Consider the following 18,374-nt stretch of genomic DNA (forward strand, 5'->3'; position numbering starts at 1 on the left):
CAATAATGGTTGAAGACAGCAGCACCTACTGGAAGAAAGCCCGCGTCGAACTGCGTGCCGCCGGCTTCGAGCCGGACCGCGCCGCGAAGACCAGCGCCGTCGTGACGATTGCGAGCGCCTATACCAATGCGCATCGCTGCAACAATCGCGTGCGTACGATCACGGATTTGCTCGTCGAACTTCTCGCCGAACGAGGCGGGCAGGGGCTGATCGTGGGGGCGCCTGCGGTGTCGGACGCGCTGACGCAGGGCACGCCGACGGCAGGCTACAGCCTGGCGTCGCGCGACGTCGTCGCCGATTGCTTCGAGATCGGTCACTACGCGCACCATGGCGACGCCATGATCGTGATCTCCGGCTGCGACAAGACAGGGGCTGCCGCCTTGATGCCGCTGGCGCGGACCAATGCCTTCGGGCTCGTGCTCTATCCCGGCACCAGTTCGCCGGGCCGGGTGTCGTTCGGGGCGTGGGCCGCCAAGGGCAACAATCTGACCATCATGGATTACGCCGAGGCGCGCGCGGCCAACGATTCCGGTCGCATCTCGTCGGAAGAGTTGACTGAGATCGAGCGCAACGTGATGCCCGGCAGCGGCACCTGCGGCGCGATGTTCACCGCCAACACGATGAGCACGATTGCGGAAGCGATCGGCATGATGCTGCCGCGCGGCGCCTCGCATCCCGCCGACTACCACGCCGGCAGCGATATCCATGCCGACGTCCGCGCGCAGGCCCGTGCCTCGGTCGACGCACTGTACCGGCTGATCGAGGCCGGCATCCGGCCGCGCGACATCATGACCGAGCGCGCGTTCGAGAACGCGATCACCACCGTCTACGCGATGGGCGGTTCGACCAATATGTATCTGCACCTGCTCGCGGTCGCGCGCGAGGCCCAGGTGCCGGTCGGCATCGAGCGCATCCAGGCGGTCGGCGAACGGGTGCCGCTGCTGGCCGACCTGCAGCCGCATGGACCCTTTGCGATGGGAAGCCTGCATGCGATCGGCGGCGTGCCTGTCGTGATGAAGGAGCTGCTGCGCAACGGCCTGCTGCACGGCGACGTGATGACGGTGACCGGCAAGACGCTGGCGGAAAACCTCGCTGATGTGCCGACGCTGGAGCAGATCGGCCCGCAGAAGATCGTTTCGCCGGTGGCACGTCCCGTCGCGCCGCCGAACAACCACATCAGCGTGCTGAAGGGCAATCTCGCGCCGGAGAGCTGCCTGCTCAAACTCTCCGGTAAGACGCTCGACAACGGGCAGTTCCGCGGCACGGCGCGGGTGTTCGAATCCGAGGCCGCCACGATGGCTGCGATCCGCGCCGGCGAGATCGTGGCCGGGAATGTGATCGTGGTGCGCAATGTCGGTCCGGTCGGCGGGCCTGGCATGCCCGAAATGGTAATGCTGACGATCCAGTTGCAGGGGCAGGGCCTCGGTGAGGATGTTGCGCTCATCACCGACGGCCGCTTCTCCGGCGTCTCGCACGGCATCCTGATCGGCCATGTCTCGCCGGAAGCGGCGCGTGGCGGGCCGATCGCGGCGGTCCGCGACGGCGATATCATCGTGATCGATCCCGGTGCTCGCACCGTCACCCTCGACGTGTCGCCCGAGGAGATCGCCCGGCGCATGGCCGACTGGCATGCGCCGGATGCGGGGCGGGTGCGGCGCGGCTCGGTGCACGACAAATACATCCGTCTGGTGTCGTCGGCGCATTACGGCTGCGTGCTTTGAGAGGACTTGCGCCGGCAGAACCATGACCCATCCGCTCGATCAGCCCATCTGGAGCGCTCTGACGACCCGGCAGCGGGCGCTGGCGGAGGGCGGCGCCGTGGCGCGGCGCTTCCCGCTTGCGATCGCGCCGTTCGCCGACATGGTCGATATGTCGCCCGAGAGTTTTGCCGCCCTTGGCGCGCTGACGTCGGGAACCGAAATCGCCGTGCTGTTTACATCAGGCGCAGTCACCGCGCCGGATCAATTCAAGACGCTGCTCGCCGAAACCGGAGAGCAGATGGTCGGCACACCAGCGCATAGTTCGCTGCCCGGCGTTGAGACCGTCACGCTCGGCGTGGCCGATGTGCCCGAGATGATCGCGCTGGTCGAGCTGACCAAGCCCGGTCCGTTCAGTACGCGAACCCATGAACTCGGAACGTTTCTCGGGATCAGGATCGATGGCCAGCTCGTCGCGATGACCGGCGAGCGTATGAAACCCGGCAATTACACCGAGATGACGGCGGTTTGCGTGCACCCGGATCACCGCGGCCGCGGCTACGCGCAGGCGTTGCTTGGCGCGGTCGCCCGTGGGATCGTTGATCGAGGCGAGATTCCGTTCCTGCATGTGTTTACCAGCAACACCTCAGCGATCGCGCTCTATCAAAGGCAGGGAATGGAGATCCGTCGTCGCCTGCATGTGACGGTGCTGCAGAAGGCGTGACGGTTCAATCAGGCGATCGTGAGCTTTTGTTTGATCTCGTCGAGCGTCTGGAAGAAATGCGTCGGCCCGGCTGCCTGCAGCGCGGCGGGCAGGGCGTAGCCCCAGGCGACCGCGCCGGAGGCCATGCCGGCGGCTCTGGCGGCTTCGATATCGCGGAGTTCGTCGCCAATGCAGAGGACCTCGGAAGGACTCGCTCCGAGCTGCCGCGCAACGCGCTTGAATTTATGGTGCTTGCCGAAGAGCGAGGCGCCGCAGTCGAAACGTTCGATCAGCGCCGCGGAAGGACCGAGGACCCGGCGTACCGATCCTTCGCTGTCGGAGCTGACGATCGCGGTGTGGATGCCGAGGCTCCGCAGATCGGTCAATAGTTGCGGGACGCCGTCGAATAGCGAGATCTGGTTTGCGGCCGCGAGCTTGCGCCGCCGCATGTCGCGCGAGATGGCCGGCAGCTTCCACATCGGCATGTTGAGGCGGGCGATGATTTCGCGGCCCGACCGTCCGCGCAATCCCTCCAGTTCCTCGGCGCTGACGGGCGCGAGGTCGAACTTCGCGATCAGGTCCTGAAAAACGGTTCGAAACCAGGGAAGCGAGTCGGCGAGCGTGCCGTCGAAATCGAAAATGGCGAGGCGATAGCGGGGCATGCGGGATCGACTAGCACATCACCTGTCGCCGCCGAAATAGTCCGGCTTGCCCGTGGTCCAGGTTTCTCCCCACAGCTGGCCGCCGCCGTCGACCGTCAGCGTTTCACCGGTGACGAATTTGCCGGATGCGGCGGTGAGGTAGACGCTGGCTTCCGCGATGTCCCATGGCGAGCCCGCGCGCATCATCGGGTTCGAGCGCGGATAGGCTGCGCGGGCTTCCGGCGTGTAGACGTTCCAGCCCTCGGTCTCGATCGCGCCGGGCGCCACGCAGTTGACGCGGATGTTCAGCGGCGCCCATTCGACCGCAACGGCGCGCGACAGCCCGATCACGCCGGACCGCGCCGCGACCGAATGTGCGATGCCGTAGAGGCCATGTGTCGTCACCACCACGATGTTGACGATGCTGCCGGGATGCTTGCGATCGCGCCAGCGCTGCGCGGCGGCCTGCATCATGTACCAGGTGCCGTTCAGATTGGTGTTGATGACTGTATTCCAGCCCTTCACCGAAAAATCGATCGCGGCTTGCGGAAATTGCCCGCCGGCGCTGTTGACGAGAATGTCGAGCCGGCTATGGACGTCCCACACCGCGCCGAACAGGGCGCCGACCGCGTCGGGCTCCCTGATGTCGGCGGTGTAGGCCGATGCCTTCAGGCCGCGTCCGGCCATTTCGGCGACAAGCACATCGAGCTTGCCCTGATCGCGCCCGACCACGGCGACATGCGCGCCGAGCCGCGCAAACAGCCAGACGATCGCGCGGCCGATGCCGCCGGCGCCGCCGGACACCAGCACGACCTGATCCTTCAGCGCATCGGCCGCGAACACTGTCGGATGAACCGCGAGTTCCGCGTCGGTCATGCCGAGCGTCTCAGGTGTTGCATGATCCGTCATTGGCAATGCCGACCCTTGTTATGCGCGGCAAGGTTCGTACATTACCGGCGTAACAACAACCACGAAAAGAACGAGTTTCAATGTCCGATCTTTCCGCCTTCGCAATTACAAAACGTTGGCCCGCCAAACATCTCGACCGCCTTCAGCTTTATTCGCTCCCGACACCGAACGGCGTCAAGGTCTCGATCATGCTCGAAGAGATCGGGCTGCCTTACGAAGTGCATCTCGTCGACTTTGGCAAGGACGACCAGAAGACGCCGGAATTCCTGTCACTGAATCCGAACGGCAAGATCCCTGCGATTCTCGATCCTGATGGGCCCGGCGGCAAGCCGCTCGGCCTGTTCGAGTCCGGCGCGATCCTGCAATACCTCGCCGAGAAGACCGGCAAGCTGCTGCCGGCGGACGCCGCGCGCCGCTGGCAGACCATTCAATGGGTACACTTCCAGATGGGCGGGATCGGACCGATGTTCGGCCAGGTCGGCTTCTACCATAAATTCGCCGGCAAGGAATTTGCCGACAAGCGGCCGCTCGAGCGCTATGTCGCGGAGTCAAAGCGCCTGCTCGACGTGCTCGAGACCCATCTGGGCGGCCGGCAGTGGGTGATGGACGATGAATATACCATCGCCGATATTTCGATGCTCGGCTGGGTGCGCAACCTGATCGGCTTTTACGGTGCGCGTGAACTCGTCGCGTTCGATAGTTTTAAACACGTACCGGCATGGCTGGAGCGCGGCCTCGCGCGGCCTGCCGTGGAGCGCGGCCTGAACATTCCGAAGCGGCCGTAAGCAACTGGATGTTTCGCAACGCTTTCCAAAAGCGGGCGGTTAACATCGCTCAAGAGCCTTCGAGTGAAATGCCTTTCACGCGGGCCGATGGCTGGTCGAAGTCAATCTCTCGGCGACAAGGCCATCCATCAGTTGCTTCAGCGCCGAGTCGTATTCGGAAAAGTTACCGCCTGCAGCGATGGCGATAGCTGCCCGGTCGAAGGCCGCAGATAGGATATTGGCCACGGCGATGAGCGAGATTTCAGGCGAGGGGCGCATCGCCGCTTCCAGACCATTCAACAAAGTTCGGCGGCCATGTTTGGCATCGATGGCATCCACGGTTTCGAAACCCAGAACGGCGGGCGCCTCGATCAGGATCAGACGTGTTCGTCCTTCCTTCTGCATCGCGCGCAAGTACGCTGAAGCGCCTGTATGGAGCATGTGCATCGGAGCGTCTGCAGGCGAAGCAGCGTCCTCGATCTCGGCGGCAACAGCGGCGGACTCGGCCTCGACCAGGGCGAGATAGAGTGCCCTTTTGTCCTCGAAATGATGGTAGAGCGCACCCCGGGTCACTCCCGCTTGCGTGGCAATCTCGGGCGTTCCCGTGGCCGCATATCCCTTTGCGATAAAAAGTGTTTTGGCCGCTTCAAGCACTCTCCCACGAGTGGTTGCGCTGCGGTCGACGTTGCTCCTGCGTCCTTTTATCACTTGCATGCATGCAGCCTGTATGTTTATGTTTGCGTACACACTGTATGTTTTTTAGCCGCGGAGAACAAGGATGCAGATCACGAGCTATTATCCGGTACTGATGGTCGACAATGTCGCCGCGACCTCGGCATTTTATCGAACCCACTTTGATTTCGAGCCGGCGTTCGAGGCGGACTGGTACGTCCATCTGCAATCGAAAGTGCAAGAGAACGTTGCCCTCGCGATCCTGGCAGGCGATCACGACACGATCCCCGCGAAAGCGCGCGGCTCTGCGCGCGGTGTTCTGATCAATTTTGAAGTTCAAGACGTCGATGAGGTCTATGGCAGGCTTCGTGCAGCCGGGCTGCCTATCCTGCTTCCGCTCCGCGATGAGCCCTTCGGTCAGCGGCACTTCATCACTGAAGATCCCAACGGCGTATTGATCGATGTGATCACGCCGATTGCACCATCAGCCGAGTACCTGGAGTCTTACGCCAAAAACTGATCCTGATGGCGGCGGTTCTGCTTCAAGGTCGGCAAACCGCTAAACTCCCCGTTTGAGCAATTCATATACAACCGGGTTATCGGCGCATGCCCCGAAGCCGCATTCCAAAAGCGTAGTCACCACGTTCGCCGCCGTCAGCCCGATCACGAGCCAGACGGCGGCCTGCGCGAACAGGCCGCCGGTCGGCGGCAATGCAGCGCCATCATCTTCGAACTGCCGGTCGAACAGCAGCACCGCCGCGAGGAGCACGATGGCTGCGATGAAGCCGATCAGAACCCAGGTGTAATAGTGATAGCCGAGCAACGCCGAACCGTAGCCCGGGTCTCCCGGCATGATGTGCAGCAGCACCTGCCGCGTCGATGCGACCGCGCCGGCAACCGCTGCCAATAGCGACATCGCATAATGGCTGGGGCGCGGCCCGAAGCGGATGTTCAGGATCGGGCCGATCGCCAGCATCGCAAACAGGATGCGCTGCAGCAGGCACAGCGGGCAAGGCAATTCGTGCAGCACCAGCTGCGCCGCGAACGCCGCCGCCAGCACCAGCGCGACGGCGTAGAGGCTGAGCGCATTCAGGGTGATGGCGCGGGTCTGGGTCATGGGCGGCTCAGAACGACAGTTTCAGCGTATCGCTCGCATGGTGCAGATAGGTCGCGACGCAGGCGATCATCGCCACCGCGTACAGGCCGAGCGCAACGGCGCGCGAACCGCGCCAGGCAACCAGCATCACGATGCTTGCTGCCAGAAACAAAAGGGTGAATTCCATGCGGGGCCCCACCTGCGGGTAACACGTCAGTCTATGATGGATTCGCTGATCTGCATTGTATAAAAACCTGCGGACGCTCCGCCAGCAGCGAATGGCGCCAAATCTGGAATGTATTGAAATGCCCATCACCATCTACGGCATCAAGAATTGCGACACCATGAAGAAGGCCCGCACCTGGCTCGACAGCCACGGCGTGGCCTATGACTTCCACGACTACAAGACTACGGGCATCGCCAAGGACACGCTCAAGCAATGGTCCGATGAACTCGGTTGGGAAACCCTGCTCAACCGCGCCGGCACGACCTTCCGCAAGCTGCCGGATAGCGACAAGGAAGGGCTGAACGAGCGCAAGGCGCTGGCGCTGATGCTGGCGCAGCCGTCGATGATCAAGCGTCCCGTGCTCGATCTCGGCGGCAAATTGCTGGTCGGGTTCAAGCCGGACGTCTACGTCAAGGAAGTGGCGTCAAAGGGCAAGCGCAAGGGCTAGTCGAGTTCGACCACTTCGTCGGACAGTTGTCGGCTCGGTTGACGAGGAACGAAATCACGATCGATGATGGCCCGGACCAGGATGACAGGAACGGCCTTGGGCCTCAGTCCCATCAGATTGTTGATCTTGAAGCCGCCCTCGATGCTGATGCTCTTGTACGAGCCCACGATCTGTTCGACGGCATCGCCCCGGCCGAACGGCATCAGGAGCCGCTCATAGGACACGTCCTTGTCGTCGGCATCCTGCACCGTTGAAATCGAATAGACCGGCCGCCTGTGCTTCAGGCAAACGCGATACAGGGCAATCACGCGGGCATACCGTTCCGGCCCGAGCGCGTCGTCGAGATAGCGATTGATCCGCTCAGCCGGGCTGAGGTGATCGCTGCCATAAGTGGTGCTTAGTGTGGCGCCTGCCTGGGTAATCAGGAATCGCGCGCCGTCGCCTTCGCCTTCGACGTCAAATCCCATCATGTCGGCCAGTTCGTCGCTGACGCGGTTGGGCTGGAAATCATCGACGAGGGGAAGCGGCCGGTGCCTGGTTGCGGCGCGCAGCCACGCGTTCAGGAGCTCGCGCTGCTTGATCGACCTTACGACCGAAGGATCGGCACTTGCGAATTCCATTGGCCTAGCCGAATTCGAGCACGTCGCCGGACGGAATGCGGCCGGGCGCGCGATGGAAAAGATCGCGGTCGATGATGGTGCGAAGCTTGGGCACCGGCAGCTTGTCGCTTCCGCGCATCAGATTCCTGATCTCGAAACCGCCATCCTCGCTGATGGTCTTTAGCGATGCGATGATGTGGGTGACGTTGCCGTCGTCGGAGAACGGCAGCAGCAGCCGCTCATAGGCAACGATTCGCCCGTAGATGTCATCGATATTGGCGATGGTGTAGGCGGGAAGGCGGCGGGCGATGCTTTCGTAATAGACCGGCATCACGATCGGTGCGAGCCTTGCGCCAAGATACTCGTCCAGATAGCGGCCCTTGCCGGTATTGCCATACGCGCTCGACATCCGCGTGCCGTCGCTCTGGATCACCAGGCGCGGCGGCTGAGCGCCGCTATCGACATCCAAGAAAACAAGGTCGGGAAGTTCATCCTCGATCCGCTCCGGTTGAAATTCGTCCATGCGCGGCAAGGCCTGATCGCGGGCAAAAAGCCGCAGCCAGGTGTTCAGCAAATCGCGCTGCTTGATCGATTTGACGATTGATGGGTCGGCGCTTGCGAAATCCACGGCCGCGATCCCTGCCTGACTAAATCGCGAGATGATCCGCCGCGGGCGGTAATATTCTATGAAACGGCCCGATTGCAGCAAAACACCGTTAACGGCGGCTTTCCGGTGCGCGGGTATGGCGGCAAGACGCCCGGCCCCCTGCCATTCGCGCGAGCCGTGCAATTCGACTAAGGGCGGATTTGGAACCGGCACTAATGCTTTGGCCTGGCCAAGCTTTCCGCCTTGCCTAATCCGTGCCGTTGACGGCATATTCCGCCCGGAGGCGGCAGGTCCGGGACGGTTTCCAAGGCGTCCGGGAGAGCCTGCCCGACAAGGGAAAAATTGGCCGCGCGCGAGGGGACTTCGCAGCGGGCTGATGGGGGAAGTTTGTTTGGCCGATGAGATCATTCTCGAAACCCACGGATTGACCAAGGAATTCGCGGGTTTCTTCGCCGTTCGCGACGTTGCTCTCAAGGTGCGTCGCGGCAGTATCCATGCGTTGATCGGGCCGAACGGCGCCGGCAAGACGACATGCTTCAACCTCCTGACCAAGTTTCTGAAGCCCTCGGCGGGCCAGATTCTGTACAAGGGGCAGGACATCACTGCGATGGCGCCGGCCGATGTGGCCCGCCTCGGGCTGGTGCGCTCGTTCCAGATCTCGGCGGTGTTTCCGCACCTCACGGCGCTGGAGAATGTTCGGGTCGCGTTGCAGCGCCAGCATGGCTCTTCATTCGATTTCTGGCGCTCCAAGAGCGTGCTCGATCGCTTCAACAATCGTGCCCATGAGCTGTTGAACGACGTCGGCCTGAGCGAATTCGCCACGACACCGGCGGTCGAGATGCCCTATGGGCGCAAGCGCGCGCTCGAAATCGCGACGACGCTGGCGCTCGATCCGGAGATGATGCTGCTCGACGAACCGATGGCCGGCATGGGCCACGAGGACATCGACAAGATCGCGGCGCTGATCAAGAGCATCTCGGCGAAACACACGATCCTGATGGTCGAACATAATCTCTCCGTGGTGGCGAACCTTTCGGATATCATCACGGTACTGACGCGCGGTCAGGTGCTGGCGGAAGGCAATTATGCCGATCTGTCCAAGGACGAGCGCGTCAAGGAAGCCTATCTGGGGGCCGGTCATGGCTGAGGTAAAGATGGCGGAAGCCCCTGCAAAGACGATCGGCACGCCGGTTCTCTCGGTTCAAAACCTGGAGGCCTGGTACGGCGAATCCCACATCCTTCACGGCATCAATTTCAATGTGAACGCCGGCGAGGTGGTGACGCTGCTCGGACGCAACGGTGCCGGCAAGACCACCACGCTGAAATCGGTGATGGGGATCATCGGCAAGCGCACCGGTTCGATCCGCTTCAACGATCAGGACATTACCCGCGCCGCGTCCGACAAGATCGCGCGGATGGGCGTCGCCTTCTGCCCGGAGGAGCGCGGCATTTTCGCAAGCCTCGACGTGCGGGAAAACCTGTTGCTGCCGCCGATCGTGCGCCCCGGCGGCCTGTCGCTCGATCAGATCTTCGAGCTGTTTCCCAACCTGAAGGAGCGCCTCAACAGCCAGGGCACCAAACTTTCAGGCGGCGAGCAGCAGATGCTCGCGATCGCCCGAATCCTGCGTACCGGCGCGCGGTTCCTGATGCTGGACGAGCCGACCGAAGGCCTGGCACCCGTCATCATCCAGCAGATCGGGCACACCATCGCGCGGCTGAAGTCAGAAGGCTTCACCATCCTGCTGGTCGAGCAGAATTTCCGCTTCGCCGCGACGGTCGCGGATCGCTACTACATCGTCGAGCACGGCAAGGTCATCGACGGGTTCGCGAATTCGGAACTGCAGGCCAATATGGACAAGCTCCACACTTATCTTGGCGTCTGATCGGTTTAGTTCGGCAAGCAAAATTCAGGGAGAAAATATGAAACAGAAAATTTCGGCACTTCTTTTCGGCACCGCGCTGACACTCGCCGCGAGCGGCGCGCTGGCGCAGGATAAAACCGTCAAGGTCGGCGTCCTCACCGACAATTCCGGTCTCTATTCCGACCTCGGCGGCGCCGGCTCCACGCTCGCCGCCCAGATGGCGATCGAGGATTCCGGGCTTGCCGCCAAGGGCTGGAAGATCGACGTGATTTCGGCCGATCATCAGAACAAGCCCGACATCGCCACGACCATCGCGCGCCAATGGATCGACGTCGAGAAGGTCGACATCTTCATGGACGTGCTGAACTCCGGCGTGGCGCTGGCGGTCAACAATCTGGTGAAGGAAAAGAACGCCGTCATGATCAATACCGGCGCGGCGACGTCGGACCTCACCAACGCTCAGTGCTCGCCGAACACGATCCACTGGGTTTACGACACTTACATGCTGGCGAACAGCACGGGCCAGGCGCTGGTGAAATCGGGTGGCGACACCTGGTACTTCCTGACCGCGGACTACGCGTTCGGCCACGCGCTGGAGCGCGATACCGCCGCGGTCGTGGTCAAATCGGGAGGCAAGGTTATCGGCAACGTCAGGCATCCCCTGAACTCGTCGGACTTCTCCTCGTTCCTGCTGCAGGCGCAGGCTTCCAAGGCCAAGATCGTCGGCATGGCCAATGCCGGCGGCGACACCACCAACACCATCAAGCAGGCGTCGGAATTCGGCATCGTCGCCGGCGGCCAGAAGCTGGCCGGTCTTCTGCTCTTCATTACCGACGTTCATTCGCTCGGTCTGAAGGTTGCCCAGGGCCTGAACTTCACCGAAACCTTCTACTGGGATCTCAACGACGACACCCGCGCGTTTTCCAAGCGCTTCTCCGAGCGCATGAAGAACAAGGCGATGCCGTCCATGGTGCAGGCCGGCGTCTATTCGGGCTTGATCCACTATTTCAAGACGGTCGATGCGATGGGCGGCAATCCGCATGACGGCATCAAGGTCGTCGAGAAAATGAAGGCGGCGCCGACCGACGACCCGCTGTTCGGCAAGGGCACGATCCGCGCCGACGGCCGCAAGCTTCATCCGGCCTATCTGTTCGAGGTGAAGAAGCCGGCCGAATCCAAGGGACCGTGGGACTATTACAAGCTGATCGGGACCACCCCTGGCGACCAGGCCTTCCGGCCGCTTTCGGAAAGCGCCTGTCCGCTGGTAAAGAAGTAACAAAGATCGCCCGCCGGCACCGTGCCGGCGGGCTTCCCTTCGTGGCACCGCGCGATATCTTCGCGGCACCGCGCGAAATAGCGTCACAACGAAATCGAGTGCGAAACCGATGCAAGCTCTCTACGCACAGCTTTTAGTGGGATTGATCAACGGCTCGTTCTACGCGCTGCTCAGTCTGGGGCTGGCCGTGATTTTCGGCATGCTCAACATCATCAATTTCGCCCATGGCGCGCTCTATATGATGGGGGCGTTCTGCGCCTATTTCCTGCTCAACCTGGCGGGCATCGGATACTGGCCGGCGTTGATCATCGCGCCGATCGTGGTCGGCATCTTCGGCATGATCCTGGAACGGACCATGCTGCAGTGGCTTTCGGGCCTCGACCATCTCTACGGGCTGCTGCTGACGTTCGGCATTGCGTTGATCGTGCAGGGCGTGTTCCAGAATTATTTCGGCTCCTCGGGCCTTCCCTATGCGATCCCCGATGAACTGAAGGGCGGCATGAACCTCGGCTTCATGTTCCTGCCGATCTACCGCGGCTGGGTAGTCGTGTTCTCGCTCATCGTTTGCCTCGCCACCTGGTACCTGATCGAAAAGACGCGGCTTGGCGCCAATCTGCGCGCCGCGACTGAGAACCCGACACTGGTGCGCGCGTTCGGCATCAACGTGCCCAGGATGATCACGCTCACCTATGGGCTTGGCGTCGGCCTTGCGGCGCTGGCCGGCGTATTGTCCGCCCCGATCAACCAGGTCCGGCCGCTGATGGGCGCCGACCTGATCATCGTCGTGTTCGCGGTGGTGGTGATCGGCGGCATGGGCTCCATCATGGGATCGATCATCACCGGCTTTTCGCTGGGCGTGATCGAAGGACTGACCAAATATTTCTATCCCGAAGCTTCAAACACCGTGGTTTTCGTCCTGATGGTGCTGGTGTTGCTGGTGAAGCCAACGGGTCTGACCGGACGGGCGGCCTGATATGAGCGCATTGACTGACGATACACTGCCGGTGTCACCGCGTGCCGTGCGCGACGAGATGATCGTATTCGTCCTGATGGCGGCGCTGCTGGCGATCGTGCCGCTGACCGGGATCTATCCGTTCTTCGTGATGCAGGCGCTGTGCTTTGCGCTGCTGGCCTGCGCGTTCAACCTCCTGATCGGCTATGGCGGGCTGTTGTCGTTCGGCCACGCGATGTTTCTGGGCACGGCCGGTTACTTCACCGCGCATGCGCTGAAGGTCTGGGGGCTGTCGCCGGAGCTCGGAATTCTGGTCGGCACCCTCGGTGCCGCCGGGCTTGGCGTCATTACCGGCGTCGTCGCCATTCGCCGTCAGGGCATCTACTTCTCGATGATCACGCTGGCGCTGTCGCAGCTTCTGTACTTCATCTACCTGCAGACGCCCTTCACCCATGGTGAGGACGGCATCCAGGGCATCCCGCAGGGCTATCTGTTCGGCATCTTCAATCTCGCCAAGCCGACGGTGCTCTATTACGTCATCCTCGTTGGGTTCCTCGGCGGTTTCCTCTTGATCTATCGCACCATCAACTCGCCGTTCGGTGAGGTCTTGAAGGCGATCCGCGAAAACGAACCGCGTGCGATCTCGCTGGGCTACAAGACCGATCACTACAAACTACTGGCCTTCATTCTTTCCGGAACGATCGCCGGTTTCGCAGGTTCGCTAAAGGTCTTCGTGGCGCAGAACGCCTCGCTCACCGACGTGCACTGGACGATGTCGGGCGAGATCGTGCTGATGACGCTGGTCGGCGGTCTCGGAACCGTATTCGGTCCCGTGGTCGGCGCCTTCGTGATCATCGCCATGCAGCAATATCTGGCCGGTTTCGGCCAGTGGGTGACGGTGATCCAGGGCGTCATCTTCGTCGCCTGCGTGCTGACTTTCCGCCGCGGCGTGATTGGCGAGATCGCGCATTTCTTCCGCCGTTCGCTGTAAATTGGCCGTTTGGGAGCATTTTTACGGCCTACAAAGCGGTGGATGACCACTATTCCCGGGTCCGTCGTCGCGCGCTTTGCCTGCGAATGGTCTATGACAGTTTTGTGACAGGCTGCCTCGGGCAGCCGTTCCAGAACGATGGATAAGACCGATGTTGCGCTGGTTTCGCTATTTCCTGCCCAAGGAAGAGCGGTTTTTCGACCTCTTTGCCCGCCATTCCCAGACCGTCGTGCAGGGGGCGCTGGCCCTGCAGGACATGCTGCGCGGCGGCGACGAGACGCCGGTGTTCTGCCAGCGCGTCAATCAGTTCGAAAACGATGCCGACAATATCACGCGCGAGGTGCTGACCGCGGTCCGGCGCACCTTCATCACCCCGTTCGACCGTGGCGATATCAAAAACCTGATCACCTCGATGGACGATGCCATCGACCAGATGCAGCAGACCGCCAAGGCCGTCATTCTGTTCGAGGTCCGCGCCTTCGAGCCGCCGATGCGCGAAATCGGAACGCTGATTGTCGAGTGCGCCAATCTGGTCGGGCGCGCATTGCCGCTGATGCAGTCGATCGGCGACAACGTCGCGATGCTGACCGCGATCACCGAGGAGATCGGCAAGCTGGAGGGGCGCATCGACGACCTCCACGATATTGGCCTGAAGGAGCTGTTTCTCAAGCATCGCGACGCCAACACCATGGATTTCATCGTGGGCGCCGAGATCTACAAGCATCTTGAAAAGGTTTCAGACCGCTTCGACGACGTCGCCAATGAGATCAACAGCATCGTAATCGAACAAGTATAGGGCAGGGCCAACAAGTGGATGCTTCGCTTGGTCTCCCAATCCTGATCGCATTGATTGCGGTTGCGCTGCTGTTCGACTTCCTCAACGGGTTGCACGACGCCGCCAATTCGATCGCCACGATCGTGTCGACGCGGGTATTGCGGCCGCAATACGCGGTGTTTTGGGCCGCCTTCTTCAACTTTATCGCCTTTCTGGTGTTCGGTCTTCACGTCGCCAACACCATTGGCACCGGCATCATCGAGCCCAGCATCGTCGACGCGACGGTGATCTTTGCCGCGCTTGTCGGCGCCATCGTCTGGAACCTGATCACCTGGGGGCTTGGCATTCCTTCGTCCAGTTCGCACGCGCTGATCGGCGGCTTGCTCGGTGGCGGGATCGCCAAGGCAGGCCTGTCCGCGGCGGTCTGGAGCGGACTCTCCAAGACGCTGCTGGCGATCGTGCTGTCGCCGCTGGTCGGCTTCCTGCTGGCGCTGGTGCTGGTGGCGATCGTGTCCTGGCTCTCGGTGCGCTCGACGCCGTTTGCGGTCGACCGCGCCTTCCGCATCCTGCAATTCGTCTCGGCCTCGCTGTATTCGCTCGGCCATGGCGGCAACGACGCGCAGAAGACAATGGGCATCATCGCGGTGCTGCTCTATTCGCAGGGCCATCTCGGCACTGAATTTTCCATCCCGTTCTGGGTGGTGATCTCGTGCCAGGCGGCGATGGGGCTCGGCACGCTGATGGGCGGCTGGCGGATCGTCCGCACCATGGGGCTGCGGATCACAAAACTGACGCCGATGCAGGGCTTTTGCGCGGAAACCGGCGGGGCCGCAACCCTGTTCATGGCGACCTGGCTCGGGGTTCCCGTTTCCACCACCCACACCATCACCGGCGCCATCGTCGGCGTCGGCGCGGCGCGCCGGGTCTCGGCGGTGCGCTGGAACGTGGCCAGTTCGATCGTTTACGCCTGGGTCATCACCATCCCGGCCTCGGGAATCGTGGCGGCGCTGACCTATTGGGCGGTGGTGCTGCTGCGCTAATCAGGTGACCAGCTTGAGCCCGACAATGCCGGACACGATCAGTCCGATGCTGGCGAGGCGGGCGGCGGTGGCCGGTTCGCCGAACAAGGCGATCCCGAGGATTGCCGTGCCCACGGCGCCGATCCCGGTCCATACCGCATAGGCCGTTCCGATCGGCAGTGATTTAAGCGCCAGTCCCAGCAGCAGGATGCTGCCGGCCATCGCCGCCAGCGTCAAGACCGACGGAACCAGTCGCGTGAAACCTTCGGTGTATTTGAGCCCGATGGCCCAGCCGATTTCCAGGAGACCGGCGACGAACAACACAGCCCAAGCCATGACAAACCCTCCAGATCAGGCAGGGTCGTCCCCGCGGATGATGATGGTGATGGGAAGGTCGTCCTTCCCTGCTCGATATGGGGGTTGTATCCACCGTCGGCAATTGCCAAATCGCCCTTGATTGCGCCCGTTTTCCCTGCCAAACGCTCGATTCATGTCTGACATTGCCGTTTCAGCCGAATCGCCGTCCCGCTCGCCGCTTGCAGATGAAGTGGCGCGGCGGCGGACCTTTGCCATCATTTCCCACCCCGACGCCGGCAAGACCACGCTGACCGAAAAGCTGCTGCTGTTCGGCGGCGCCATCAACCTTGCCGGTCAGGTCAAGGCCAAGGGCGAACGCCGCAACACCCGCTCCGACTGGATGAAGATCGAGCGCGAGCGCGGCATCTCGGTCGTGACCTCGGTGATGACCTTCGAGTTCGATGGCCTCGTCTTCAACCTGCTGGATACGCCGGGCCATGAAGACTTTTCGGAAGACACCTACCGCACGCTGACGGCGGTCGATTCCGCGGTCATGGTGATCGACGCCGCCAAGGGCATCGAGGCGCGGACCCGAAAGTTGTTCGAGGTGTGCCGGTTGCGCGACATCCCGATCATCACCTTCATCAACAAGATGGACCGCGAGAGCCGCGACACGTTCGAACTGCTCGATGAAATCGAGAAGACGCTGGCGCTCGACACCACGCCGATGACCTGGCCGGTCGGCCGCGGCCGTGACTTCCTCGGCACCTACGACATCGCCACCGGCGGCGTGCGCCTGCTCGAAGGCGGCGGCGCCAAGACCGGCGCCGCGCAGCAGATCGACATCGCCGATCTCGCCGGCCGCAGCGCCAATCTCGACGTCGCCGAGGTCAAGGACGAACTCGCGCTGGTCTCGGAAGCCTGCAAGCCGTTCGAACTCGAGGCGTTCCGCGAGGGCCATCTGACGCCGGTCTATTTCGGCAGCGCGCTACGCAATTTCGGCGTCGGCGATTTGCTGGAAGGTCTCGGGCGCTTTGCACCGGCGCCGCGCGCGCAGGAGAGCAATCTGCGCAAGGTCGAGGCAGCCGAGCCGCGCATGAGTGCCTTCGTGTTCAAGATCCAGGCCAACATGGATCCGAACCACCGCGACCGCATCGCGTTCGCGCGGCTGTGCTCCGGCAAGCTCAGCCGCGGCATGAAGGCCAAGCTGGTGCGCACCGGCAAGAACATGTCGCTGTCCTCGCCGCAATTCTTCTTTGCCCAGGACCGCTCGGTGGCGGATGAAGCCTTTGCCGGCGACGTCGTCGGCATACCCAACCACGGTACGTTGCGGATCGGCGACACGCTCACCGAAGGCGAAGACCTCACCTTTGTCGGCGTGCCCAGCTTTGCACCGGAAATCGTCCGCCGCGTGCGCCTGACCGACGCAATGAAGGCCAAGAAGCTGAAGGAAGCGCTGCAGCAGATGTCGGAGGAGGGCGTCGTACAGGTGTTCCGCCCGCGCGATGGCGCACCGGCGCTGGTCGGCGTGGTCGGTCCGCTGCAGCTCGACGTGCTCAAAGCGCGGCTTGACGCGGAATATTCGCTGCCGGTCGAATTCGAAGTCTCGGAATTCCAGCTGGCACGCTGGATCTCGTCCGACGACCGCAAGAAGCTCGAAGCATTCATCTCGGCCAATGGATCGGGTGTTGCCGATGACGTCGACGGCGACCCGGTGTTCCTCGCCAAGAACGAGTTCTATTTGGGCTATACCAAGGAACGCGCCGAGGGCATCGTGTTTTCCCACATCAAGGATGTGAAGAAGAAGGGGTAAGGGCGCAGTTCGGCGTCTCCCACCGCTGTCGTCCTCCGCGAAAGCGGGGGACCCAGTACGCCGCGGCCTCCCGACCCCATCACAACCGTCTCTGGAATACTGGGTCACACGCCCCCCGTGCGCAATTGCGCACTCGGGCGGGTGACGACAGCTGTTCTGTGATTGGCACGTATGCATCCAGTGGATGCCTGCATGCGCTGGCCGGTTCGGAACCGGCCTTGCAGGTCAGTCCGCTTTCCGAAAGTATCCAATGGATGCTTACAGAACAGCGAGGCGAACGTGAGTGATCTTGCGACCTATTCCCGCACCGGCTCCATTGTGATGGACGACGGCAAGGCCAATGTGATGTCGCTGGCGATGCTGAGCGCGCTGCATGCGGCGTTCGACCAGGCGGAAAAAGACAAAGCCGTCGTGATCCTGAAGGCGCGCGGGAGGCACTTTTCCGGCGGTTTCGACCTCAACGTCTTCGCCAAAGGCAGCGCCGAGGATCAGTACTTGATGCTGAAAGCGGGCGCCGAACTGGCGCTGCGCGTTCTGTCGTTTCCGACCCCGGTCGTCGCGGCCTGCCATGGCAACGCCTATCCGATGGGGGCGTTCCTGATCATGTCCAGCGACCACCGTCTCGCCGCCGAGGGCAATTACCTGATCGGGATGAACGAAGTTGCGATCGGGCTCACGGTGCCGCGGTTCGCGATCGAGATCGCCAGGCAGCGGCTGACGCCGGCCTATTTCAGCCGGGTGGTCGTGACGGCCGAAATGTTCGGTCCGGCGGAAGCCGTCACCGCCGGCTTCTTCGATCGCGTGGTGGCGGCTGACGCCCTCGATCGCAGCGCGGAGGAGGTCGCCGGGAAGCTGAGCACGCTCGACATGGCGGCGCACGCCGCCACCAAGGCGCGGGCGCGTGGCGCGGTCATCAAGATGATCCGCGGCATGATCGACGAGGACATTACGCCGCAATATGGCGAGGACCGCGTCAAGAACCGTGCGTCGGCCTGAGGGAGTGGCGCTCCGGCCGGTGCCTTTGTAT

At 62.4% G+C, this 18,374-nt stretch carries 22 protein-coding genes; 14 read left to right on the forward strand and 8 right to left on the reverse strand.

Translation table 11 applies throughout. The annotated features are described in order from the left end of the window. The first annotated feature begins 5 nt into the window (after positions 1 to 5). Together ilvD and ABIE49_RS37890 are read left to right on the forward strand one after the other, a co-directional pair. The gene (ilvD, locus tag ABIE49_RS37885; protein ID WP_192739619.1) at positions 6 to 1,721 is read left to right on the forward strand and encodes a dihydroxy-acid dehydratase; all 1,716 of its coding nucleotides are present in this window, start codon (positions 6 to 8) and stop codon (positions 1,719 to 1,721) included. Positions 1,722 to 1,743: 22 nt separating this feature from the next. Beyond that, entirely contained in the window at positions 1,744 to 2,421 is a 678-nt protein-coding gene (locus tag ABIE49_RS37890) for a GNAT family N-acetyltransferase (RefSeq protein WP_192739618.1), read from the forward strand. 8 nt (positions 2,422 to 2,429) lie between these two features. Here the strand turns inward: ABIE49_RS37890 and ABIE49_RS37895 are convergent, their stop codons facing one another. Both ABIE49_RS37895 and ABIE49_RS37900 read right to left on the reverse strand, forming a co-directional pair. Then, positions 2,430 to 3,062 carry an HAD-IA family hydrolase gene (locus tag ABIE49_RS37895; protein WP_192739617.1) on the reverse strand — a complete coding sequence of 211 codons (633 nt, stop codon included), beginning with the start codon at positions 3,060 to 3,062 and terminating at the stop codon, positions 2,430 to 2,432. A gap of 18 nt (positions 3,063 to 3,080) precedes the next feature. After that, positions 3,081 to 3,950 carry an SDR family oxidoreductase gene (locus ABIE49_RS37900; RefSeq protein WP_192739616.1) on the reverse strand — a complete coding sequence of 290 codons (870 nt, stop codon included), beginning with the start codon at positions 3,948 to 3,950 and terminating at the stop codon, positions 3,081 to 3,083. A gap of 80 nt (positions 3,951 to 4,030) precedes the next feature. Between ABIE49_RS37900 and ABIE49_RS37905 the strand changes: the two genes are divergently transcribed. Then, positions 4,031 to 4,735 carry a glutathione S-transferase family protein gene (locus tag ABIE49_RS37905; RefSeq protein WP_192739615.1) on the forward strand — a complete coding sequence of 235 codons (705 nt, stop codon included), beginning with the start codon at positions 4,031 to 4,033 and terminating at the stop codon, positions 4,733 to 4,735. A 75-nt stretch (positions 4,736 to 4,810) separates the two neighbouring features. Here ABIE49_RS37905 and ABIE49_RS37910 read toward each other — a convergent pair whose 3' ends face one another. Beyond that, complete coding sequence (locus ABIE49_RS37910; RefSeq protein WP_192739614.1) at positions 4,811 to 5,428, reverse strand: TetR/AcrR family transcriptional regulator; 618 nt, start codon at positions 5,426 to 5,428, stop codon at positions 4,811 to 4,813. A 64-nt stretch (positions 5,429 to 5,492) separates the two neighbouring features. On the opposite strand from ABIE49_RS37910, the gene ABIE49_RS37915 reads away from it, so the two are divergent. Then, positions 5,493 to 5,906: a VOC family protein gene (locus ABIE49_RS37915; RefSeq protein WP_192739613.1), complete on the forward strand. Its 414-nt coding sequence runs from the start codon at positions 5,493 to 5,495 to the stop codon at positions 5,904 to 5,906. A 39-nt stretch (positions 5,907 to 5,945) separates the two neighbouring features. Here ABIE49_RS37915 and ABIE49_RS37920 read toward each other — a convergent pair whose 3' ends face one another. Both ABIE49_RS37920 and ABIE49_RS37925 read right to left on the reverse strand, forming a co-directional pair. Then, positions 5,946 to 6,503 carry a disulfide bond formation protein B gene (locus ABIE49_RS37920; protein WP_192739612.1) on the reverse strand — a complete coding sequence of 186 codons (558 nt, stop codon included), beginning with the start codon at positions 6,501 to 6,503 and terminating at the stop codon, positions 5,946 to 5,948. Between the two features lie 7 nt (positions 6,504 to 6,510). Beyond that, entirely contained in the window at positions 6,511 to 6,669 is a 159-nt protein-coding gene (locus tag ABIE49_RS37925) for a DUF5993 family protein (RefSeq protein ID WP_192739611.1), read from the reverse strand. 118 nt (positions 6,670 to 6,787) lie between these two features. On the opposite strand from ABIE49_RS37925, the gene ABIE49_RS37930 reads away from it, so the two are divergent. Continuing rightward, positions 6,788 to 7,156 (forward strand): ArsC family reductase, encoded by a 369-nt coding sequence (locus tag ABIE49_RS37930; RefSeq protein WP_192739610.1) that lies wholly within the window; start codon positions 6,788 to 6,790, stop codon positions 7,154 to 7,156. Here ABIE49_RS37930 and ABIE49_RS37935 read toward each other — a convergent pair. Both ABIE49_RS37935 and ABIE49_RS37940 read right to left on the reverse strand, forming a co-directional pair. After that, positions 7,153 to 7,776, reverse strand: a complete 624-nt coding sequence (locus ABIE49_RS37935; RefSeq protein ID WP_192739609.1) for a hypothetical protein — start codon at positions 7,774 to 7,776, stop codon at positions 7,153 to 7,155. The two genes, ABIE49_RS37930 and ABIE49_RS37935, sit on opposite strands and share 4 nt — an antisense overlap. Positions 7,777 to 7,780: 4 nt before the next feature. After that, complete coding sequence (locus tag ABIE49_RS37940) at positions 7,781 to 8,383, reverse strand: PAS domain-containing protein (protein WP_354067206.1); 603 nt, start codon at positions 8,381 to 8,383, stop codon at positions 7,781 to 7,783. Positions 8,384 to 8,753: 370 nt separating this feature from the next. On the opposite strand from ABIE49_RS37940, the gene ABIE49_RS37945 reads away from it, so the two are divergent. The 7 genes from ABIE49_RS37945 (at position 8,754) to ABIE49_RS37975 (ending at position 15,258) form a co-directional block, all read left to right on the forward strand. Further along, the gene (locus ABIE49_RS37945) at positions 8,754 to 9,509 is read left to right on the forward strand and encodes an ABC transporter ATP-binding protein (RefSeq protein WP_192739607.1); all 756 of its coding nucleotides are present in this window, start codon (positions 8,754 to 8,756) and stop codon (positions 9,507 to 9,509) included. Continuing rightward, positions 9,502 to 10,245 carry an ABC transporter ATP-binding protein gene (locus ABIE49_RS37950; RefSeq protein ID WP_192739606.1) on the forward strand — a complete coding sequence of 248 codons (744 nt, stop codon included), beginning with the start codon at positions 9,502 to 9,504 and terminating at the stop codon, positions 10,243 to 10,245. Before ABIE49_RS37945 ends, ABIE49_RS37950 begins: the two co-directional genes overlap by 8 nt. A gap of 37 nt (positions 10,246 to 10,282) precedes the next feature. After that, positions 10,283 to 11,500, forward strand: a complete 1,218-nt coding sequence (locus ABIE49_RS37955; RefSeq protein ID WP_192739605.1) for an ABC transporter substrate-binding protein — start codon at positions 10,283 to 10,285, stop codon at positions 11,498 to 11,500. A gap of 109 nt (positions 11,501 to 11,609) precedes the next feature. Continuing rightward, positions 11,610 to 12,473, forward strand: a complete 864-nt coding sequence (locus ABIE49_RS37960; RefSeq protein ID WP_192739604.1) for a branched-chain amino acid ABC transporter permease — start codon at positions 11,610 to 11,612, stop codon at positions 12,471 to 12,473. Position 12,474: 1 nt separating this feature from the next. Beyond that, positions 12,475 to 13,443, forward strand: a complete 969-nt coding sequence (locus ABIE49_RS37965) for a branched-chain amino acid ABC transporter permease (protein ID WP_192739603.1) — start codon at positions 12,475 to 12,477, stop codon at positions 13,441 to 13,443. A 151-nt stretch (positions 13,444 to 13,594) separates the two neighbouring features. Next, entirely contained in the window at positions 13,595 to 14,239 is a 645-nt protein-coding gene (locus ABIE49_RS37970) for a DUF47 domain-containing protein (protein WP_192739602.1), read from the forward strand. Between the two features lie 14 nt (positions 14,240 to 14,253). Further along, the gene (locus ABIE49_RS37975; protein WP_192739601.1) at positions 14,254 to 15,258 is read left to right on the forward strand and encodes an inorganic phosphate transporter; all 1,005 of its coding nucleotides are present in this window, start codon (positions 14,254 to 14,256) and stop codon (positions 15,256 to 15,258) included. On the opposite strand, the gene sugE is transcribed toward ABIE49_RS37975, so the two are convergent. Further along, positions 15,259 to 15,573, reverse strand: a complete 315-nt coding sequence (gene sugE / locus ABIE49_RS37980) for a quaternary ammonium compound efflux SMR transporter SugE (RefSeq protein ID WP_192739600.1) — start codon at positions 15,571 to 15,573, stop codon at positions 15,259 to 15,261. A gap of 154 nt (positions 15,574 to 15,727) precedes the next feature. On the opposite strand from sugE, the gene ABIE49_RS37985 reads away from it, so the two are divergent. Together ABIE49_RS37985 and ABIE49_RS37990 are read left to right on the forward strand one after the other, a co-directional pair. Then, positions 15,728 to 17,347 carry a peptide chain release factor 3 gene (locus tag ABIE49_RS37985; RefSeq protein WP_192739599.1) on the forward strand — a complete coding sequence of 540 codons (1,620 nt, stop codon included), beginning with the start codon at positions 15,728 to 15,730 and terminating at the stop codon, positions 17,345 to 17,347. Between the two features lie 279 nt (positions 17,348 to 17,626). Then, positions 17,627 to 18,343 carry a crotonase/enoyl-CoA hydratase family protein gene (locus ABIE49_RS37990; RefSeq protein ID WP_192739598.1) on the forward strand — a complete coding sequence of 239 codons (717 nt, stop codon included), beginning with the start codon at positions 17,627 to 17,629 and terminating at the stop codon, positions 18,341 to 18,343. The last annotated feature ends 31 nt before the right edge of the window (positions 18,344 to 18,374 follow it).

This window comes from Bradyrhizobium sp. OAE829 (assembly GCF_040546575.1).
GTDB lineage: Bacteria > Pseudomonadota > Alphaproteobacteria > Rhizobiales > Xanthobacteraceae > Bradyrhizobium.